Origin of the sequence: Photorhabdus akhurstii, from assembly GCF_018448925.1 — a bacterium.
In the GTDB taxonomy this organism is placed as follows: domain Bacteria; phylum Pseudomonadota; class Gammaproteobacteria; order Enterobacterales; family Enterobacteriaceae; genus Photorhabdus; species Photorhabdus akhurstii.
Genome location: NZ_RCWE01000002.1, coordinates 202,728 through 222,501 on the forward strand (window position 1 = coordinate 202,728; position 19,774 = coordinate 222,501).

Sequence of the window (19,774 nt, forward strand, 5' to 3'; positions counted from 1 at the left end):
CCTCACTGTGCATTGTTATTTTCCGGGATATTGCTATTTTCCGGGGTGACGTCATCTGCTTCTTCATTTACCTGCGGTAATTTATCCGCATGTTCAGCTAGAATTTCCGCCAGACGGTCACGCAATTTTTCATTGCTCAATGCACGGCCTTTCAAATCGCTGAGTTTGCTGCGTACCTCTAATAAATGACGAAGCGGTTCTATCTGTTTCGCCAAATTCTCTGGGGTAAAGTCAGCCATTGATTTAAATTGCAAATCGACATTCATAAATCCGCTCTGACCCGGCAGCGCGCTTTCAACTTGTAATTCCAATGAAGGCGACAAACCTTCCATCACCGCATTAAAATTATCTTTATCAACATGCATGAAACGACGTTCACGCATCGGAATAGATTGCTCAGCGAATTGCCCAATAACACCAATAACTAAAGGCAATTCTTTTTTCTCGACCGCGCCACCTAATTCAACATCATAAGTAATCTGAACTCGGGGCGGTCTGACTTTATCAAGCTTACGTTGAGTATTCATGGCACCTTTTACCTTTATATATGACAGGAAGTGCAAACTTATATTAAACCGCACCAAACCTGATTAAATAGCCGAATAAGATGAGAAATAGATGAAGAGATCAATTAACGCTATTGATAGCAAGCTAATATGCTGTGACACATTTAATGATATTCAAAACCCACCGTATTTCGGCGTGGAATAAATTCTCACGGATATTAACTTAATGCAATAGTATCAGGGTGAAATATAATATCTGTAATTTCACATTATTTTGTAATTGATTGTATTTGCTGTGAAAAATAGATAAAGCACATTGTGGTGAAAATGTATTTTCATACTTGTCTTATTTTTCATATCGTTGTTTTTAATAATCGAAATCTGACGAGTCAGAAAAATATAAATATAGATGGAATTAGAGTTTGATTTAATCTGTGGTTAACTTTTTTATGGAAATAAAATACTTTTTGAGTTTTTATTGCATCAAAGCGCTGATTAAGAAACAGCGCTTTATTAATATTTGATTTTGTGTCTTTTTAGGCTAATTAAGTTTGTCGCTAATGAAATATCAACCTGATTTATATTAACCATTAACTTTAAGCAAACTCTTTGATTTTCAGGGATTATATGAGATGGTTAACAAAACGAGGGTCTTCTTTTACTTATTCTTTTTGAAAATTTGACATCGTATGTGATGTGACATATATTTCAGAGCATGAATAGATTCGTTTTAGATACTGATGTCATCGTAGCTGCCATGCGTAGCCCAAGTGGTGCATCTGCTGCTCTGTTAGGAGCAGCCTTAGATAACAAGATTGTGTCGCTGGCCAGTGTCCCGCTATTTTTTGAGTATGAGGCAAAGTGTACTATGCCCATACATTGGACTGCGGCGGGCCTAACTCAGAAGCAGGCTCATGTTTTCGTTGATGGGCTTGCAGCATTGATTGAGCCGGTCAAGACGCATTATTTATGGCGACCAATGCTCCGTGATCCCAATGATGAAATGGTATTGGAAGCAGCGGTTAATGGCAGAGCCAATGCCATTGTAACCTTTAATTTACGCGACTATGGTACTGTACCTGGAATGTTCAATATTGAGGTTCTGACACCGGCCATTGCCATTAGGAGAGTGAGAAATGAGTGAAACATCAACCTATCCATTGCGATTACCGAAATCTCTAAGAGAGGAAGTCACCAGAGTGGCAAAGCGTGATCGTACCAGCGTTAACCAGTTTATTGCTATCGCAGTTGCGGAAAAAATTTCTGCTCTGGAAACTGAGCAATTTTTTTCAGACCGTGCCAAAGCTGCTGATATAAAAGCATTCCGGGATATTCTATTCCGGACAGGTGGAGAAGCGCCTCGCACTGATGATGAACTTGTTCATCGATAACATACTGAACTGGAAAGTTACTTTTTCAGAGCATAGGAACTGTATTCTTGTCCATCTGGTTTTCCAAAAATGATGACGATGCTCAATCCAAACTTCGAGCGTGTCTAGAAAGCAATAAAAGCTCATCTTACCTGATGAGCTTTTATTATCCGTGAAAATGATTTTGCTAGAGCCACGTGTCATGATGAACGATGATATTATTCATAACTAACCCCTACATCACTCGCATTCAGATTAATATCCTCAGTCAACGCTTTACCATTTATTTTACGGCTATTGGAGACTTTACCATCAAGATTCCCACGCAATAAGTTGAGGCATTGGGAATTTCTGCGGTGACTTTTTGTTTTAACGCTTGATTTAATTTGGCGGTAAGTTTAGCTATATCACCATCATCTAAAACATCATCGCCAGATTGTGTCGCGATAAAATTAGCTACCACAGAGGCTATTGTTGATGATTGGCGTAATGCCTTATTTAATATATGAGTAGAGATATTTTCTGGTGGAAATCCTTCCTGTAAACTCTTATCTGTTTCATATTTTTCTTGACTTACCACATTAGCATTATTACTAATCACTCCCTTGCCGTCGCGATCCATCTTGAAATCCATAGGGTATAGGTGTCCGCCTGTTTAACCAATATGTTGTGGGGCGCCGCCAGGTATACACGCAGGTATGATTGCTGGCGGACGTGCAGATGATGGCGTAGTCCCGTTGTCGATCTGTATTGTCGCTTTACTCTCGCTTACCGGCAATTTGATACTTTTGGTTGCCGCGGCCGTATTACCATATTCGTCTTTAGAAATAACAACCACGAAAAGTGCTTCTGCGGCTAATGCTGTGATGTTGTAGTATTTTTTGGTGTCAACTTTCGCCTGCCAGTTAATCAAATCGCCATCAAATGGTATCTTTATCCCATTAACATAAACACGCGTTGTTGCAATTTTACTTGTGTCCTTCGCCGTACCAGAAATTGTAAGCGTAGTACCGGCAAGAGATGCATTCAATACTAACATCGGGGGCAGTTTATCTGTACGTTGCACCGGTGGTACTGTTTTCCCGTCTGAGTAGTACAGTATTTCGTCGGCCAATGGGGAAACCCGGGTTGCTAGGGTTCTGTTATTGGTAGCGAATTCATAAGCGTATGCATACCGAAGCAGATCGTTGTCGCTGTAAGCTGGGCCAATGAATGTTAAGTTAACAGGAATACCCGTGTCCTTCATGGTCCCCATGCTCACTGAAACACTCGGGATGCCCAAGTGACGGAGAACATAGTTGGTGTTCGAGTAAAGGTTACCGTTCTGCAATGCTTCTTCGTACGAGACATCATTGACATCTGCGTTAGCCTTACCGATGTTGCCGTTTGCGGGAAAAACAATGAGATCAAGTTTCTCCACCTTCATCCAGTTCTCAAGGTCTATCTTTCGCGTTTCTTCGAGGCCGCGGAGCATAGCCGCAAAACCCGGTAGTTTCTCGATGGGCTGGACTCCAGCTTTGATTGTGTCGATGAGCAATTTATAATCTGAATCTCGATTAAATCCGCGACACGCATCGACGGATGCTGGCGGGGTCGGAAATACTGTCGCCGGGTCAATCTTAGTCCAAGAAGGGAAATTCGGGTCTCCTACGCTCTTGAGGAACTCTTCGGCCGCATAGGAATTTATGTAGTTAAACTCCAATTCCACCCAGTTGAGCGGAATAAGTCCGCGCTCTTCCATTGTTCTGGTACCTACACGGTCTCCCTCATAATTATTCTGGAGTGGGAAATCGATTTCAATCACCTCAGCGCCAAGCGTACGAAGGTCGGCAGCAGCCTTATCCCAAAGTTCAATGATAGACGGCCTGACGCGAACGGGATCACTGCCGCCAAAATCTTTGCCAATGTACATCTTTGGAACACCAACTCTTCGTCCTTTCAGCGAATTTGGGTCCCTGAGTTCAAGATAGGTTTTAGGGCGTACTGAAGTCACGGCAGGGAGTTTGACAACTTTCTGATGACGCCAGAGGTCTCCTTCTGTGATTGGATCATCAACCACTACCACATCCAGGACTCGAAGCATATCCTCAACAGTACGTGTATGCGGGACAACCACATCACGTATAGGGTACAGAGGCCAATTGCCTCGGGTTGAGATCAATCCACGTGAAGGAGTATAGGCCGCCAGAGCATTATTAGAAGCAGGTGAACGGCCAGACGATATGGTTTCCTCCCCCATCCCGAAAGCCGCGAAATTTGCGGCCGTCGCAGTAGCCGAACCGTTCGATGAACCGGAAGACCATGCGGCCGTGAGATAGTCGGCGTTGTAGGGACTTTCCGAACGACCATAAACACCTCGCTGCATGCCGCCGACTGCCATCGGAGGCATGTTGGTCTTTCCGATGAGAACCCCACCAGACTCCCGAATCTTTTTAACCGTGAAAGCATCATCTTTTGCCATCAGCTTTTTGAAGGCGGGCGAACCCGCAGCTACGGTGAGACCAGCAACCATATAGCTATCCTTAACAGTGTAAGGGATTCCGTGAAGAGGCCCGAGTATTATGCCTTCAGACCGCAGACGGTCTGTCTCCGCAGCCTCCTCAAGCGCTCTTGGATTTAAGACAGGAATGGAGTTCAGTTTTATGCCATTGAGATCGTAGGCATATACTCGGTTCAGGTACATTGTCGTCAATTCGACACTCGACAACGCACCAGCCTCCATCGCTTGCTGCATCTGTTTGATGGTTGCTTCTTGCAACGAAAAAATCCGTGTGTTGGATGCATCAGTCGTTGGCATAAATACCGCGCTCATGAATAATGAGCCCATCACTACTAGCACGCTGTTGGGTATGTTCCCGGTGAACTTCCTTAACCAGAACAACCATGCATTACATGTAATAGATCGACCTGACCGAACGGCAGTTATGCTTTCTAAGTCCATAATTAATCTCCAATAATGGGTGAACTGAATGTGGTTAAATTAGAACTTAAATATGAAGATAGATAAGTCATTACGCCATTCGGAAAAGCAAACTTGATAAAATTGGGGATTATTCCATTAGATCCCTAATACAGCGTTTTTGAATCTAAGATATTTTCTTGTGTCATTATTATTCCGCCTTTACGATGTAGTTAAATGCGATATTGCGTGGTCGTGTTTCTGTTGCTGCACGTGCGACAAGTGATGAATCGAAATTGACCACTCTTCCGTAGTCCCCCCCATCAAGTGTATTGCCTCTATGTGTACTATCGCCAAGTGAAAATGCTCCAGCGGCGTTAATAACAACAGCTCTGATCGTTGTAAATGTTCCCGTAATTTTTTGAATGGCATCCTCTTGAGATGTTAAAATTACACGCTTAGCATCCACACCGCGCCCATCATCCCAACCGCGAATAAATTCGCCTCTTAAATCGGGTAATCTGCCATCAGGATAAGCTTCTGCTAACTTTGGATACTGTAATTTATTAAAAGCGGAACCATTACAAGTGAAATAGCCGATAGGTGGATGGGGCAACGGCCAGGGAATAGGAGCACCAACAGGAATTTCATTAGTTGTTTTAATCAGTCTATCTACCTCTGCGCGTGTATATACTTCTGATCGGGTGTATACCTCTGTTCGAGTATATGCCCCTACATCACTTGCATTCAGATTAATATCCTCAGTCAATGTTTTACCATTTATTTTCCGGCTATTGGAGACTTTACCATCAATATTCCCACGCAATGAGTTGATGATTTCCTGCACTAGCTTTTGTGTCACTGCCAATGTGTCATTATTGCCAATTTCATTGGTCAGTTGAACAACGCCTTTTTGTGTTAATGAGGCATTGGGAATTTCTGCTGTGACTTTTTGTTTTAACGCTTGATTTAATTTGGCGGTGAGTTTAGCTATATCACCATCATCCAGAACATCATCATCAGATTGTGTCGCAATAAAGTTAGCGATAACAGCGGCTATTGTTGATGATTGGCGTAATGCCTTATTCAATACGTGAGTAGATATATTGTCTGGTGGAAATCCCACTTGTAAGCTTTGATTTTCCTCATATTTTTCTTGACTCACTACATTAGCATTATTACTAATAGAAAAAGCTTTAAAATCATTTTTATTGCTCATATTCCCCTCTTGAATAAAATAATTTTATTACGTAATTAATATGTTATATTATCGTATAGATAACTCTATCTATTGACGACAATCATAGTCTAGTTCAAGAAAATAATAATGGGTTGTTTTTATAGCTTACAGGGTTAATTATTTTTGTATAAGTGGATAATAAATTGATTAATAAGTGGTGAATTATTCCCTTTATATTTTATTGAAAATTAATCTATAAAATATGAAAATGTTCTTATTTGATTTGATTTTTAATAAATACATTAATATCCATGTTTATTTTCTACTTAATATAAACATGCATATTTAAATATTTCATCATCCTTAAACCCAGGGATTTAATATTGGTACACCGGTCAATTCAAAATCAATCACATTTCGTGTGATGACAGTCATACCATGAACCAGCGCGGTGGCGGCGATTAGTGCATCACGCTCTGAGCATGGATCAGGGACATGCAACCGGGCACACCGCTGAGCTACAGCCGTATCTACTGGCAAGATCCGACCAGTAAATTCCGGTATTACATGGTGGTTGAACCATGAGCGCAATAATGCCCCTTGGGTTATGTCTCGTCGTTCAATCTGTAAGATGCCGGTTTCCAGCTCCATAATAGTAATGGCTGACAGGAAAAGCTTCGTTGCATCAACACTTTCAGTCCATGCAGCCACACCGGCATTAGCTTTACCCGTTCGAACTTTCCGAAGTTCGGAGACAATATTAGTATCAAGAATATACATCATGAGAAATTGGCTGGACGGCTATTGATAACGACACGTGGTGGATTGAATTCAATATCTTCAACACCGGGCATTGCTAAAGCATCAGCGATGTTTCTACTTTGCTTGGTGATTCGTTGGTATTCCTCAATGGTTAGCAGGACATGTGCCGGTTTGCCACGATCTGTGATGAACACTGGACCGCTTTTAGCTGCTTTTTTTGCCCCGCTGACATCCTGATTGAGCTGCCGACTCGATAAGGTTGTGATTGACATGGTGCACCTCGATATAATAGCTAATTTATGTAGGTACGTTACTACATATTGCTAAGGGGTGCAAATTTTAGTCATTCACCCTCTTAGCATCCCAGGAAAAATTAGGTTAAATGCGCCATCACCAACCGCGTAGCCGAAGCAAGTACATCGTTGTGTGATTCGGTATCTTGTTGAGGTTGCATCAATCAAGTGAAAAACGAAGGTTTTCTTTACTTGGTAGCAAGGCGGAGATTTCATGATAGAGTATTAAAAGGTATTACCTTTTAATATTTAGGTGGAAAAAAATGGCAACCTATGTAGAGCGTGAAGAAAAACGTGAATCTTTCAAACAGGATGCATTGCGTGCCTGGGAAGAGTATCAAGAGAATGGACTACACCTAACGCTTGAAGAAGCGGATGATTGGTTAGCTAAGCTCGAAGCAGGAGAAGATGCGGAGTTACCTGAATGCCACGTTTGATTTGGTCTCCGTTTACCCTTGCTGATATACAGCGGCTCTATGGTTTTCTTGCCAAAAAAGACAAAGACACTGCTCGTAGAGCCATTAAAACAATACGTGCTGGCGTGAAAATGCTGGCACGTCAACCTGAAGCAGGACGCCCTGTTGACGAGATGGATCCGGCATTCCGGGAGTGGCTTATTGATTTTGGAAGTAGCGGCTATATCGCCATGTACCGGATTGAGGGTGAAACAGCCACAATTTTTGCTGTACGACATCAAAAAGAGGCTGGATATTAAAATAATGATCACCACTACCGGTTTTATCACCCACTACTCGATAAGGTTGTGATTGACATGGTGTACTCCGGTATTATGCAGGCACGTTACTACATAATGCTAAGGGGTGTAAACTTTAGTCATTCACCCTCTTAGCATCCCAGGAAAAATTAGGTTAAATGCGCCATCACCAACCGCGTAGCCGCAGCAAGTACATCACGGCGTGATTCGGCATCTTGCTGAGGTTGGGTAAAGTAAACTGCCAGAACCACAGGCGCCCCCTTTGGCGGCCAAAGTACCGCGACATCGTTAGTGGTGCCATAATCACCACCTCCGGTTTTATCACCCACTACCCAGTCGGCTGGGGTACCAGCGCGAATACTGGCATTTCCGGTGGTATTTCCTTTAAGCCAGACGATTAACTGTTCACGTTGTGATGCTCCAAGTACCTCTCCAAGCACGATTTGCTTCACGCTGGCCGCCATTGCCGCGGGTGTTGTGGTATCTCTGAGGTCACCGGGAATGGCGCTGTTCAAATCAGGTTCCCTGCGATCGAGTCGAAATGCAGGATCACCTATACCTTGAGTGAAGCGATTTACTGCCTCTAATCCCCCCAATTCTTTAATCAATAGATTTGCTGCGGTGTTATCGCTGTATTGCACTGTTGCCGCACATAATTGTGCAACGCTCATCCCTTGATTTAAATTCTTGTGCGTAATAGGAGCATAAGAGAGTAAGTCAGACTCACGATAATGAATATGTTTCGCTAATAATTCTGGCTGGGACATGCTTTTGTGCAACACCGCCGCAGCAAGTATCAGCTTGAAAGTGCTACAAAAAGGAAAACGTTCATCCCCTCGGTATTGAATTTCCTGACCGTTGGCAGTATTAATCAGCATCACACCTAAACGACCTTTTGTACTATTTTCCAGTTCGGCAAGTTGTTTATGCAGGGATGAGGGAGTGGCGCTAGACCATGCTGGAAAAGCAAAGTTGATCAATGGAAATGTGATACCGGCTAATAATAACGAACGCCGCAACGGAGAGTGTTTCATATTTGGATCCCGTAATATGGATAATAAAAAAACGCATTATAGAGAGAAAAAAGTAATGTCGCACTATTTTTAATAATATTTTATTATGGGGGTTTTTATCATGATAAGCATTGTGTTTAATCTGAGATATAATGTGAAATAATATTTCATTTAATGCTGTGGTAATTGTAATTAGAAGATTTAGAATTATTTTTGTTATTTTTAATTCATTTTATACCCTGTGTAAAAAATTAAATCCAATAACTTATTATAAATGATCCACATTACTTATGGCTGTGATTTTACGCTAATGAAATGGTGATATTTTATTGATTTTTAAGTGTTTTTAATTTAATTGTTGTATGGATATAAAATTAAAAATTTATCGAATAAAACTAATTTAAAATAGTAAGTATTAAAAATATAAATACAGATTTATCATTGCAATTTAATAAATATAACTATTAACATAATACAATTATAATCTTATTTTAAAGTTTGTTTTTAAATAAAAAATCAATGTATTGTATTTGTGAATTGATTATTAAAAAAATTATATTGAAAGAGTAATAACAACTATTCTAATCAATAAGAAATGAATGTCAGTATTATGCATTAATTTGAATGGGTTTTAATTTTATTTTTCTAACCAATTAAGTGAGTCAGCGATAAATTTTTTCATTTAATTTAAATATCCATATTTATTTTATATGTATTAAATGGAATTAACCGATCTCCCTTTATAATATTGTGAACTATAACTATCTATTAATTTAGTTACTTTTAAAAACTATCAACAATGATATAGATATATTTAGTATGTTTATTCTCACCCGCGAGATCGTTTAGCATATAAACTTAATTTATTCAATTAAAGATTTGTAAAAATATTAAATTTTCATTATGGCTCACTAATTTATAAATTTTTAGACAATTACTCTTTAAATGATCTACATCAATCTATACTTACCTAGCTGGTTAATATTTTTAGAACACTTTTTTAACCTTATTTTAACTTAACAAGGATATGCATCATGGGTGTTTTTCAGTACAAAGACTTTGATAGCGCTACTTCCAAAGAGTTGTTTTCCGACGCAAAAACTATCTCCGGATATGCTTATCATAATCTGGGTAGCGGATTTGCTGAGGGGTATTACAATTATGGTTTTGGTTTAGGGATGCCATTAACGTTGCTGACCGCAATTCTCGGCAGCACGACATCGCAGGGCATCACGCCTAAATTGCCTTGGAATCCAGACGCGGAAAAACAGGCACAAGATAAACTCAATGAATCAGGATGGTTTACTATCAGTGCTGATGAGTTAGGCTATCAGGGTAGAACTGATGCCCGCGGTACTTTTTTTGGCGAAAAAGCAAGTCATTCCACTGCTCAGGCAGAGGTAATGGGAAAATATGATGCTGATGGTAATTTGATTTCTATTGGCATTGCGTTTCGCGGTACGAGTGGTCCTCGAGAGTCAGTTATTACCGATACACTGGGCGACATTATGAATAATGTGCTGGTGGCTTTAGGTAAGAAAGACTATTCGAATGACTATGCGCCAAACGCTTTTGGCCGGCTGCTGGACCATGTAGCCAATTATGCCAAAGCTCACGGTTTGACGGGCAATGACGTTGTGGTCAGCGGCCATAGTTTGGGTGGGTTAGCTGTGAATAGTATGGCGGAGTCTAGCGATACGAAATGGGGGGGATTCTACTCCCAGTCGAACTATATCACTTTCGCTTCGCCATCACAGTATGAGAAAGGTAACAAGGTGCTGAATGTAGGATATGAAAATGATCCTGTATTCCGCGTGCTCAACGGCACCAGTGTTGATGCGAACTCTGCGGGCGTTCACGATGTACCAAGAGATTCGGCTACAAATAATATTGTTAATTTTAACGATCACTATGCATCAGACTGGTGGAATGTACTGCCCTTCTCTATTGCTAATCTGTCAACTTGGGTTTCGCATGTGACGCCATTTTACCAGAGCGGCATGCAACGTATTATGGATTCAACGTTCTACGACCTAACACATAAAGATTCGACTATTGTTGTCAGCAACCTTTCCAATGTCACCCGTGAAAATACTTGGGTACAGGATTTAAACCGGAATGCTGAAAAACACACTGGCAGTACTTTTATTATTGGTACCGACGGCAACGACCTGATTAAAGGTGGTAAAGGAAACGATTATCTGGAAGGACGCGATGGCAATGATATATTCCGCGATGACGGCGGATTTAACATGATTGCCGGGGGGAAAGGCCATAATACTTTTGACTTACAGAAGTCACTAAAAAATGCAGAAATAGCCTATGACCAGGCAGGTACATTGTATGTGCGTGATGCACAAGGTGGTATCACAGTTGCTACTGATATTTCCACTATAAGAAGTAAAGAAAGTACCTGGCTGTTTTTGACTAAACAGGTGGATTCTCAAGTCAGGGCCGATGGTTTGTATTCCAACAGCGGATTGAAGACGAAATACGCCAATTCAGTAACAGGCAATGATGGGAATGATACACTGACGTCTAAAACTTCCGGTAGTTGGCTGTTTGGTCTGGATGGTGATGATACGTTGATCGGCTTCGGCAATAATAATGTTTTTGTCGGTGGTGAAGGTAACGATGTCATGAAAAGTCAGGGTAATAACAATACCTTCTTGTTCAACGGTGATTTTGGGCAAGATATCATCTATGGCTACAATAAGACTGATAAACTCGTGTTTTTGGGTACCGAAGGCAGTAGTGATAAAAGTAATTATCTGGATCATGTCTCTATGGTGGACAATGATCTGGTATTTACCTTCGGCCAAAACTCAGTCACTTTGGTTGGCGTCAGCATGGACAGTTTGTTGGTGGATAATATAATACTGGCGTAACATATAAATTATGCGATATCCCTACCTGTAAAGTGGCCATGTTAAAATGGCCATCTTGGTTTAGGAGTCAATTGAATAGCTAATTCCCGGCTACGATATTTTCTGTTAATAAGGTGTGACCAACGGCATATTTCGCCTGCCATGCTTTAGGATTGATCAAATAATGTTGCCGGAAGCGTTTAGAAAAGTGACTTGGGCTGGAATAACCTACTGCGGTAGAAACATCAATGACACTCATTCCTTTTTTTAGTAAATCTTCTGCGGTTGTCATACGGACATTCTCCAGATATTGATGGAAAGTACGAAAAACAACCGCACGAAATCCCTCTTTTAATTTCCGTTCATTCAAGCCAACTGCTCTTGATAATGATTTTATCGTCCAAGGGGAATGATAATCACTGTTAATTATTTTTATTGCATTATAAACAGCACGGCGTTGCGACCCGCTGATCACATTATACTGGCAGTCATAAACCTGAGATGCTACACAAGCGAGTATCTCTAACGCTTTTGCTTTTAAATAAACCTTTCTTACATTGCCACTTAATTGGCACTCTTCTATTTGATTCACTATCTGCATAAATGGTGGGTAAATGGGACATGCCATCATCAATGCATCACTGTAGCTGGCGTTCTTCTCAAAACCTGCCGCTAATTGGGTGAAAGGGGGTAATTCCTGAGCTTCAATTTCGTTCAATGAGAAACGAATATCGAGAATATGCCATGAGCCGCAACCAAAGAAGTTCATGCCACGCGTCATTTTAGGTGAATGGAAAAATATCATCATTCCCGAACTGATATCTAAAACATCACCATTTTCAATCGCCATTTTCCCTCTCCCGTTTAAAATAAACGCAATTGATACCGTTGGCGGCCCTTCACAATATTCTGTGACATCCTTGTCGAGCTCAAAGCGAATTCGGTTTATATGAATTCCGTCAGATAATTCCTCAATCAATAAGGGAGTATTTGTATTATTTTTCTCCGCATGCGAATGCATGCAATTGCAATGGTCAGCCGTGAAAACTCCTAATTTCTTGCTATAGATCGTCTTCATGAGATCCCCTGTAAAATTAGCATCGGATACCGGTTAAAAAGTGTTTTCTCACTTAAAACAGTGCGTTTTGCATATTAAAGACATTATATTTTTATTTTATATATATATGCATATTGTGAATGTCACTCACTTTATCATTAATGATAATCATTATCAATAGTGCGTAATGCGCTACTTTTGTCCCTATTCCGTTAGCCCTGATGGAATATTATCGATAGTCTCCCGTTATGTTTTTTGTTTTACCATGTTTAATTTTTGTAAAACATGATCTTAAACAGTGCATAACGAGTTATTTATATGAAAAAAAAATACGCTAAGGCGTCTGTTTTATGTTGTTTAATTTCGCCTGTTGTATGGGCAGAACATTCGCCTGGCGCGACAGAGGATTCTTTGATTGTAACGGCTAATAAACGAGAAGAAGCGTTAAATAAAGTGGATGGTAGCGTTCTGGTTAGAACGGGTGAAGAACTTGTTCAGGCCGGTATCACTCAAGTGCAAGATCTTGAGCGTGCTTTTCCCGGCTTACAAATTCGTTCACGGGGGAACCGAACTTATTCAGCAACAACCATTCGAGGTATTAGTTCGCCAGATTTCTATTCTCCTTCTGTTCGAATTTATGTCGATGGCGTTCCTCAGGATCACCAGTTCTTAACACAAGAATTAATCAACGTGGAGCGTGTGGAATTATTACGCGGTCCGCAAGGGACTTTATATGGCGGAAATGCGCAAGCGGGTGTTATCAATATCGTCACCCGTTCGCCGCAAGAAGGCCCCTGGCTAAACCTTTCTGGTAATTACTCTAAGCTGAAACAAGGCGGTTCTTTCAGCGGATCAACTCCGCTTATTGAAGATATCCTTTATGGCAGTACCAGCTTGCGTTGGGTAAAAGAGCCTGGACAAATTGATGCGCCTAATAGCGGTAATAAAAATGTTGATTCCAGCAAAACTTGGCTCGGTCGAGGGCAACTGACATTTGCGCCGGAAGATTCCTCGTTCAGTGCTGAACTTAGCTTCGCTCATGAAGATCTCGATTCCCATGAAGAACTCTATTTGAATGACGAACAATTCCGTCGGAAAGAATATGATGGCCCTATCCCGGATTTAACCCGGCGAGTTAACAGTTATGCATTCAAGGCTGAATATGATTTTGGCGACAGTGTATTAACCAGCGTGACTTCTTATCAGGATCGCGATATTTACCGTGATTTCATCGGGGGTAAATGGAAAGAGAAACACCATGCCGCCACGCAAGAGCTGCGTTTGAACTCCAATTTCTCAAATGGGATTACCAGCGTTCTCGGCGGCTGGTTTTCAGATGAAAAGAATAAACATCATACCAGTGGTTATCCCGGTTACTATGGCGATGCGGCTAACACAATAAAAGCAAAATCGCTGGCACTGTTTGGTGAAGTGAAATTGCCCTTTGCTTCTCAGTGGGATTTGACCTTGGGCGGTCGTTTGTCTCATGAAAAATCGCAGATAGATTATGCAGGCCGTTCTGGCATGATGGCGCTCGAAGCTTTTGATAACCAGGTTTCCAGCAATGAGTTCACACCTAAGGCCGCATTAGGTTGGCAATTGACGCCAGATACTCGTTTCTATATCTCCGCTACTAAAGGGTACAAACCCGGTGGATTCAATAACATTGTCTCCTCCGCCAATGATAGAAAACCCTACAATACTGAAACCTCAGATAATTATGAGCTTGGTTGGCATACCTCGTTCTTTGATAACGCAGTGACATTAGACAGCGCTGTTTACTACATTCGTTCGAAAGATAAACAAATTTATGTTGGTCCGATCGGCGCGCAGTTTATACGCAATGTGGGTAAAGCAGAGAGCAAAGGCATTGAGTTGAGCAGCCAAATTAAGCCAATGAAAGGGCTGAAATTTTCTCTTGGGGGAAGTGCGGGCAAATCAAACTTCACTGATGCGACCGATACAGAGAATGGCATAAGTTATGACAATAAACGTCTGCCTTATGCGCCAGATGTCATGCTTAATGCAAGTTTTGACTACTTGATTGATCAAACGTTGTTACCTGGTAACCTCTATTTAAATGCCGGCGCCCGTTACTATTCTAAAAGCTACTTTAATGAGGCGAATACCCTTGAACAGGGGGGATACACCCTTTACGACGCTTCATTCAGTTTAGAGATGGCGCATGGGGTTAGCGTAAAACTCTATGGCGAAAATCTAGGTGATAAAAAGTATCGCGTCTCCAGTTTCACCGTGGGGCCAAATACACTCAGTATGATCAATAAAGGCTTGAATGTTGGGCTGGATGTGAGTGTCTCATTATGACGCATAATATCTCCCATCCCCGTCATATATCGTTACTACTGTTGACTTTGGCGGGGGTTTACACCCTCCAAAGTACTATCGGCATGTTAACGTTACAAAGTATGCCGGCGTTTTTACGCAGCCACGGTGTAACCCCAGATAAAATCGGCTTGCTCTACTTGCTGATGTTGCCTTGGGCGTTCAAATTCCTTTGGGCGCCTATTATAGAGCGCTATCGTAAATCTGGTTCGGGGGATACAAACCCCCGCCGTATCATGATCTGCGGTAATCTGCTAATTACATTGCTTTTTTGTTCAATGTCACTGGCAAGACCCGCCGAACATATGCCGTTGATTATTGTCGGTCTGTTTCTGATCACAATTTGCCTGACTGTGGTGGATACCACCACCGATGGTCACGCTATTGACCGGTTACCACCAAAGCACCGCCCTTGGTGTAATGTTATGCAAGTTGGCGGCGGTTATTTGGGCTCCATCATTGGCAGTGGTCTGTTTCTATACCTTGTTTCACTGTATGGTTGGCACATTGGCGCCGGAGTGTTAGCCATAGTGATTCTATTGATGTCATTGCCTGCCCTATTTTTACGGGAAACACAGGTAGAAAAAGCGCAGACGGTTTTAAAAGCCCCGGTTGCTGCTCCTTCTCTCAAAAATGCCCTCCGCCGGGCGCCGGTTAGACAAGCACTGGTTTTGATATTGTTGTGTATGATCGGTACGCGCCTTTCACTCGGTATGCTGTCGCCCTTTTTGATCGATCGCGGTGTGGATTTAACTCAACTCGGTATCATCGCGGCCAGTGGTGGTGCATTAGCTGGATTATCTGGTGTGCTGCTTGGTGGTGTCATCGTACGTAAATTCGGCGCTGTCCAGACATTACTGGCTATCATGCTGCTTGAATCTATCGTATTAGCCTGCATTTTCTGGCTTGCCAAGCAACCAGAAGCGCCGTTATCCCTGCTTTCAGCCGCATATGTCTTCATCACGTTGATCACTGCCGCCAAATTTGTTGCGCTGTATACCCAGATGATGTCGCTTGCAGCAGGTGCTCAGTCTGGTGTGGATTTTGCGTTGATGCAATCCACGGATATGGGCGTTGCAATTATCTGTTCCATGTTGGGGGGATTGATAGTGACTAAAGCAAGTTACGCTACCCTTTTCATGCTAGCACTTATTTTCACCTTCACTGCCCTGTTCTGGACATTGCGTAAATTCCATGATTTCCAAAGGGAGAATGTGCATGCATAGCCATGATTCTTCTGTTCAGAATTCACCGGAGCAACGTGCGGCTGATGCCGACGTTGTTAAAGAGTTATGGTGTATGATGCGCCCATACCGCACGCTGAGTTACGTCGCTATCGCACTTGCTATTCTTTCCGCCGGTCTGCAAATGTTACCGGCGGCAGTTGCCGGGCTTATCACCCAGTCTATCTATGATGGGCAATATGACACGCTATTGAATTATGGCGTCATGTTATTGGGATTCACGTTTGCCGCTATGTTGACCTTTAGTGGTTCAACGTTTTTTGCTCATTTGATTGCCGCTGATGTACAGGCTGATGTTCGCCGCAATATCAGCAGCAAGTTGAAGTCTGTGCCTTTGGGTTTTTTCATGCTGACTGACAGCACTGAAATAAAAAAGATGATGCTAGATGACGTCGAGCAACTTGAAGATGGTATTGCCCATATCATTCCAGAGATGTCAGCTACCTTGTTTGGGCCATTGATCGCATTAAGCGTCATGCTCGCCATTGATTGGCGGTTAGCTTTAGCGGCATTCGCGCCAACTTTGGGGGCCTGCCTGTTATTCGTCTATATCCAGATGAAGGTGCAAACGACAACTCAGCGTTTTTATGCCGCCCAAAACCGTATTGCTTCAACAATGGGTGAAGTTATTAATGCGATTCCGGTGGTTAAAACCTATTCAGGCGGCAAGGTTGCGTTGCAACGCGCTGAGGAGGCTTTCACCGCTCTGACACGGATTATTGATGTCTGGGTTGAGAAAGTACAGGTCAAATCCAGCCGGTTTTTCGTGTTATCCAGTGCTAACCTGTTGTTTGTCCTCCCTTTGGCGGTCTGGTTATTAAATCAACAAGAGATCACTTTATTCGAATTCACTTTTTTTATTCTGGCGGCAATGGCATTCGGCAATATTGCCTCATCCATGTTTGCTGTGATGACACGTTTGCAACAGCAAGAGGCGTTAATCACACGTTATCGTTGGTTAATGAATCAACCTGAGCTGGCGCCTTGTACCCAAAGTCAAACACCGAAGGATTGCAGTGTCGCTCTGCACAATGTCAGTTTCTCCTACCAGGATGAACAGGAAAATGCATTGAATAACATTTCATTTTCTATCCCGGCGGGAAGTTCATTAGCCTTAGTTGGCGCCAGTGGCTCGGGTAAATCTACTGTCGCGAGTCTTATCGCACGTCTTTGGGACCCTCAACACGGTCAGGTGACGATTGGCGGTGTTGATATTCGTAATATGGATGAACCGACGCTACGCAATAATATCTCTTTTGTTTTCCAGCGTGTGTTTCTGTTCAACGATACAGTGGCTAATAACATACGGTTAGCCCGTCCTGATGCTTCACAGGCAGAAGTTGAAGCGGTTGCTATCGCAGCGCAAGCCCATCAATTTATTCAGCAATTACCACAAGGCTACGACACCGTACTGAACGGCGGTGTGAGTTTATCGGTAGGTGAAAAACAGCGTATTGCCGTTGCTGCCGCTATTCTGAAAAACGCACCAATTCTTGTATTGGACGAAGCGACAGCCTATGCCGATCCAGAATGTGAAAAAGAGATGCAACAGGCGCTCAATGCCTTATGCCGCAATAAGACAGTGATTGTCATTGCTCATCGCCTACCGACTATCCGTCATCTTGATCGAATACTGGTTTTAGATAAAGGACAGATTATCGAACAAGGCACCCATGAGGAACTGGTCGCACAGCAAGGTGCATACGCCAGACAGTGGGCAGCTTGGCGGGGAGAAAAAAACGGGACAGGAGCAAATTATCATGGGGTTATTTAATCGTCTCCAGCAACATCTATCACCAAAACTGCAAAGAGTTTGGTTCAAGGGGTTGTTATATAAACAGTTTGATACCGTTGCGATTATGGCTCAACTTGCTATTGCTGCCTGGGCCATCACCCATTTGGGGGAAAGCGACAACGCAATGCTGCCACTTATCACTTTGGGGTTACTGGTTATTCTGCTGTTGCTGCGATTTACTTTTATGGCTCGCGCATTACGTAAACTCACCATTGCCGCCTATGGTTTAGGCATAGAAATTCGTCGCGCTCTGCTACAACGCCTTGTCAGTATGTCTGTCGCCACGATTCGAGGGCTAAGTGCCGGAAAGATAGCGCTGACATTATCTGAAGATGTGCAATGGCAGGAAAATCAGTCAGCCTATACCACACCGCAAATCGCCTGTCAGGTGATGATGCTGACCCTTATCTACCTGGCTTTATTCTGGTTCGATTGGGTGGTTGGCGGCAGTGCATTATTGGTGCTGATGGTTGGGATGTTCATCCTAGGGGCTATCCGTAAAAAACTGAATGAAATATTGCGCTTGCGTGCCGTTATGATGGCTGATGTATCCGAAGCTATCGTTGAGTACGCCCAAGGTATGTCCTTTATTCGTGCCGCGGCAGCGACCACGACGGTAGAACAGCGTTTTGATCGCGAAATCGACCAATTACGGGTCGCGTTCCGCCGTGGAGTATTCAGAAGTATTCCGCTACTGAGCCTGTTTTACATCATCATTGATACCAGCGTGGTCGTTGGCATTCTGGCTGGCGCCCTGCGCTTTAATTCACCAGAAGCATTAACACTCTCGGAAATGCTTATCACGATTCTGCTGTTGTTTGCCACCATTACCCCCCTACGTGGGATTATCCCCCTACTCAATATCACGGCCTTAACGCAAGTAGGCGAAACCCATATTGCAGAAATAGAAGCTGTTGCCACGCAAGCTTCCGGGCCATTAACCGCGCCAGACAAATATGATGTTGAAGTGAATAACATCTCATTTAGCTATCCAGGTACGAATCAACCCGCTATCCAAAATGTGTCGTTTTATGCGCCGCAAGGCAGTATGACCGCCATTGTTGGTCCCAGTGGCAGTGGGAAATCTACATTGGCTTATCTATTGCTCTCTTTCTATCAACTGGATAAGGGGGAAATCCGTCTCGGTGGAAATGATATCCATCATTACCAAACTCAGGCACTGTATGACACCGTGACTATGGTATTTCAGGAAACCGCACTATTTCAGGATACCGTCGCTAATAATCTCCGGTTGGGTGATCCCAATGCAACCCAGTTAGAACTGGAGCAAGCTGCTCGCCTTGCCAATATTCACGATACGATTATGGCATTGCCACAAGGGTACGATACACCGCTAGGCGTGGATGGCGGTACGTTGTCTGGTGGCGAGCGTCAACGTCTTGCCATTGCCCGCGCCATCTTAAAGCAATCTCCGGTTTTATTCCTCGACGAAGCGACGGCTTCTCTCGATCCCGAAAACGAACAGTTGATACAACAGGCGTTTGATTCTCTTACCCGGAATAAAACGGTCTTTGTTATCGCTCATCGGCTAAGCACGATAACCCGCGCTGACCAAATATTGGTGATGGATCATGGAACCCTTTGTGATAGTGGAACTCACGATGAATTGTTAGGACGTTGTTCACTTTATCAATCTCTTTGGAAAAACCATCTCGGCTCAGAAGAGCATTGGCATCTACACCCAAATAAGCCAAATAAGGTGTAACCCC

At 42.7% G+C, this 19,774-nt stretch carries 17 protein-coding genes; 9 read left to right on the forward strand and 8 right to left on the reverse strand.

Annotated elements, in window-relative coordinates; translation table 11 throughout:
• Window positions 1–2: 2 nt before the first annotated feature.
• Window positions 3–527 (reverse strand): type VI secretion system contractile sheath small subunit, encoded by a 525-nt coding sequence (gene tssB, locus EAE93_RS03590; RefSeq protein ID WP_036806030.1) that lies wholly within the window; start codon window positions 525–527, stop codon window positions 3–5.
• Window positions 528–1,221: 694 nt separating this feature from the next.
• On the opposite strand from tssB, the gene EAE93_RS03595 reads away from it, so the two are divergent.
• Together EAE93_RS03595 and EAE93_RS03600 are read left to right on the forward strand one after the other, a co-directional pair.
• Window positions 1,222–1,650, forward strand: a complete 429-nt coding sequence (locus EAE93_RS03595) for a putative toxin-antitoxin system toxin component, PIN family (RefSeq protein ID WP_214039089.1) — start codon at window positions 1,222–1,224, stop codon at window positions 1,648–1,650.
• A complete protein-coding gene (locus EAE93_RS03600; RefSeq protein ID WP_036806027.1) occupies window positions 1,643–1,897 on the forward strand; it encodes a hypothetical protein in 255 nt (84 codons plus the stop codon). Before EAE93_RS03595 ends, EAE93_RS03600 begins: the two co-directional genes overlap by 8 nt.
• Before the next feature lie 262 nt (window positions 1,898–2,159).
• On the opposite strand, the gene EAE93_RS03605 is transcribed toward EAE93_RS03600, so the two are convergent.
• From EAE93_RS03605 to EAE93_RS03625, 5 genes are all read right to left on the reverse strand, one after another.
• The gene (locus EAE93_RS03605; protein ID WP_321192522.1) at window positions 2,160–2,498 is read right to left on the reverse strand and encodes a hypothetical protein; all 339 of its coding nucleotides are present in this window, start codon (window positions 2,496–2,498) and stop codon (window positions 2,160–2,162) included.
• 33 nt (window positions 2,499–2,531) lie between these two features.
• Window positions 2,532–4,817, reverse strand: coding sequence for an amidase (locus tag EAE93_RS03610; protein WP_214039090.1), 2,286 nt, complete (start codon window positions 4,815–4,817; stop codon window positions 2,532–2,534).
• A 169-nt stretch (window positions 4,818–4,986) separates the two neighbouring features.
• A complete protein-coding gene (locus tag EAE93_RS03615; protein ID WP_214039091.1) occupies window positions 4,987–5,994 on the reverse strand; it encodes a phage tail protein in 1,008 nt (335 codons plus the stop codon).
• A 324-nt stretch (window positions 5,995–6,318) separates the two neighbouring features.
• A complete protein-coding gene (locus EAE93_RS03620; RefSeq protein WP_214039183.1) occupies window positions 6,319–6,735 on the reverse strand; it encodes a type II toxin-antitoxin system VapC family toxin in 417 nt (138 codons plus the stop codon).
• Window positions 6,735–6,989, reverse strand: coding sequence for a type II toxin-antitoxin system prevent-host-death family antitoxin (locus tag EAE93_RS03625; protein WP_036776095.1), 255 nt, complete (start codon window positions 6,987–6,989; stop codon window positions 6,735–6,737). The genes EAE93_RS03620 and EAE93_RS03625 overlap by 1 nt, the downstream gene beginning before the upstream one ends.
• A 284-nt stretch (window positions 6,990–7,273) precedes the next feature.
• On the opposite strand from EAE93_RS03625, the gene EAE93_RS03630 reads away from it, so the two are divergent.
• Together EAE93_RS03630 and EAE93_RS03635 are read left to right on the forward strand one after the other, a co-directional pair.
• Window positions 7,274–7,447 (forward strand): transcriptional regulator, encoded by a 174-nt coding sequence (locus tag EAE93_RS03630; RefSeq protein ID WP_088776108.1) that lies wholly within the window; start codon window positions 7,274–7,276, stop codon window positions 7,445–7,447.
• Window positions 7,435–7,725: a type II toxin-antitoxin system RelE/ParE family toxin gene (locus EAE93_RS03635; RefSeq protein ID WP_110086921.1), complete on the forward strand. Its 291-nt coding sequence runs from the start codon at window positions 7,435–7,437 to the stop codon at window positions 7,723–7,725. Before EAE93_RS03630 ends, EAE93_RS03635 begins: the two co-directional genes overlap by 13 nt.
• A 149-nt stretch (window positions 7,726–7,874) precedes the next feature.
• Here EAE93_RS03635 and bla read toward each other — a convergent pair whose 3' ends face one another.
• Window positions 7,875–8,759, reverse strand: coding sequence for a class A beta-lactamase (bla, locus tag EAE93_RS03640; RefSeq protein ID WP_214039092.1), 885 nt, complete (start codon window positions 8,757–8,759; stop codon window positions 7,875–7,877).
• A 1,013-nt stretch (window positions 8,760–9,772) separates the two neighbouring features.
• Between bla and EAE93_RS03645 the strand changes: the two genes are divergently transcribed.
• On the forward strand, window positions 9,773–11,626 hold the full coding sequence (locus EAE93_RS03645; protein ID WP_214039093.1) for a polyurethane esterase: 1,854 nt from the start codon (window positions 9,773–9,775) through the stop codon (window positions 11,624–11,626).
• Between the two features lie 79 nt (window positions 11,627–11,705).
• On the opposite strand, the gene EAE93_RS03650 is transcribed toward EAE93_RS03645, so the two are convergent.
• Window positions 11,706–12,683 (reverse strand): helix-turn-helix transcriptional regulator, encoded by a 978-nt coding sequence (locus EAE93_RS03650; protein ID WP_036776099.1) that lies wholly within the window; start codon window positions 12,681–12,683, stop codon window positions 11,706–11,708.
• A gap of 297 nt (window positions 12,684–12,980) precedes the next feature.
• Here EAE93_RS03650 and EAE93_RS03655 point away from each other — a divergent pair, with 297 nt between their 5' ends.
• The 4 genes from EAE93_RS03655 to EAE93_RS03670 are packed head-to-tail and all read left to right on the forward strand — an operon-like array spanning window position 12,981 to window position 19,770.
• Window positions 12,981–14,987, forward strand: a complete 2,007-nt coding sequence (locus EAE93_RS03655; protein WP_214039094.1) for a TonB-dependent receptor — start codon at window positions 12,981–12,983, stop codon at window positions 14,985–14,987.
• The gene (locus tag EAE93_RS03660) at window positions 14,984–16,231 is read left to right on the forward strand and encodes an MFS transporter (protein ID WP_040152513.1); all 1,248 of its coding nucleotides are present in this window, start codon (window positions 14,984–14,986) and stop codon (window positions 16,229–16,231) included. The genes EAE93_RS03655 and EAE93_RS03660 overlap by 4 nt, the downstream gene beginning before the upstream one ends.
• Window positions 16,224–18,023: an ABC transporter ATP-binding protein gene (locus tag EAE93_RS03665; RefSeq protein WP_250150867.1), complete on the forward strand. Its 1,800-nt coding sequence runs from the start codon at window positions 16,224–16,226 to the stop codon at window positions 18,021–18,023. Before EAE93_RS03660 ends, EAE93_RS03665 begins: the two co-directional genes overlap by 8 nt.
• The gene (locus EAE93_RS03670) at window positions 17,923–19,770 is read left to right on the forward strand and encodes an ABC transporter ATP-binding protein (protein ID WP_228999271.1); all 1,848 of its coding nucleotides are present in this window, start codon (window positions 17,923–17,925) and stop codon (window positions 19,768–19,770) included. The genes EAE93_RS03665 and EAE93_RS03670 overlap by 101 nt, the downstream gene beginning before the upstream one ends.
• Window positions 19,771–19,774 lie beyond the last annotated feature (4 nt).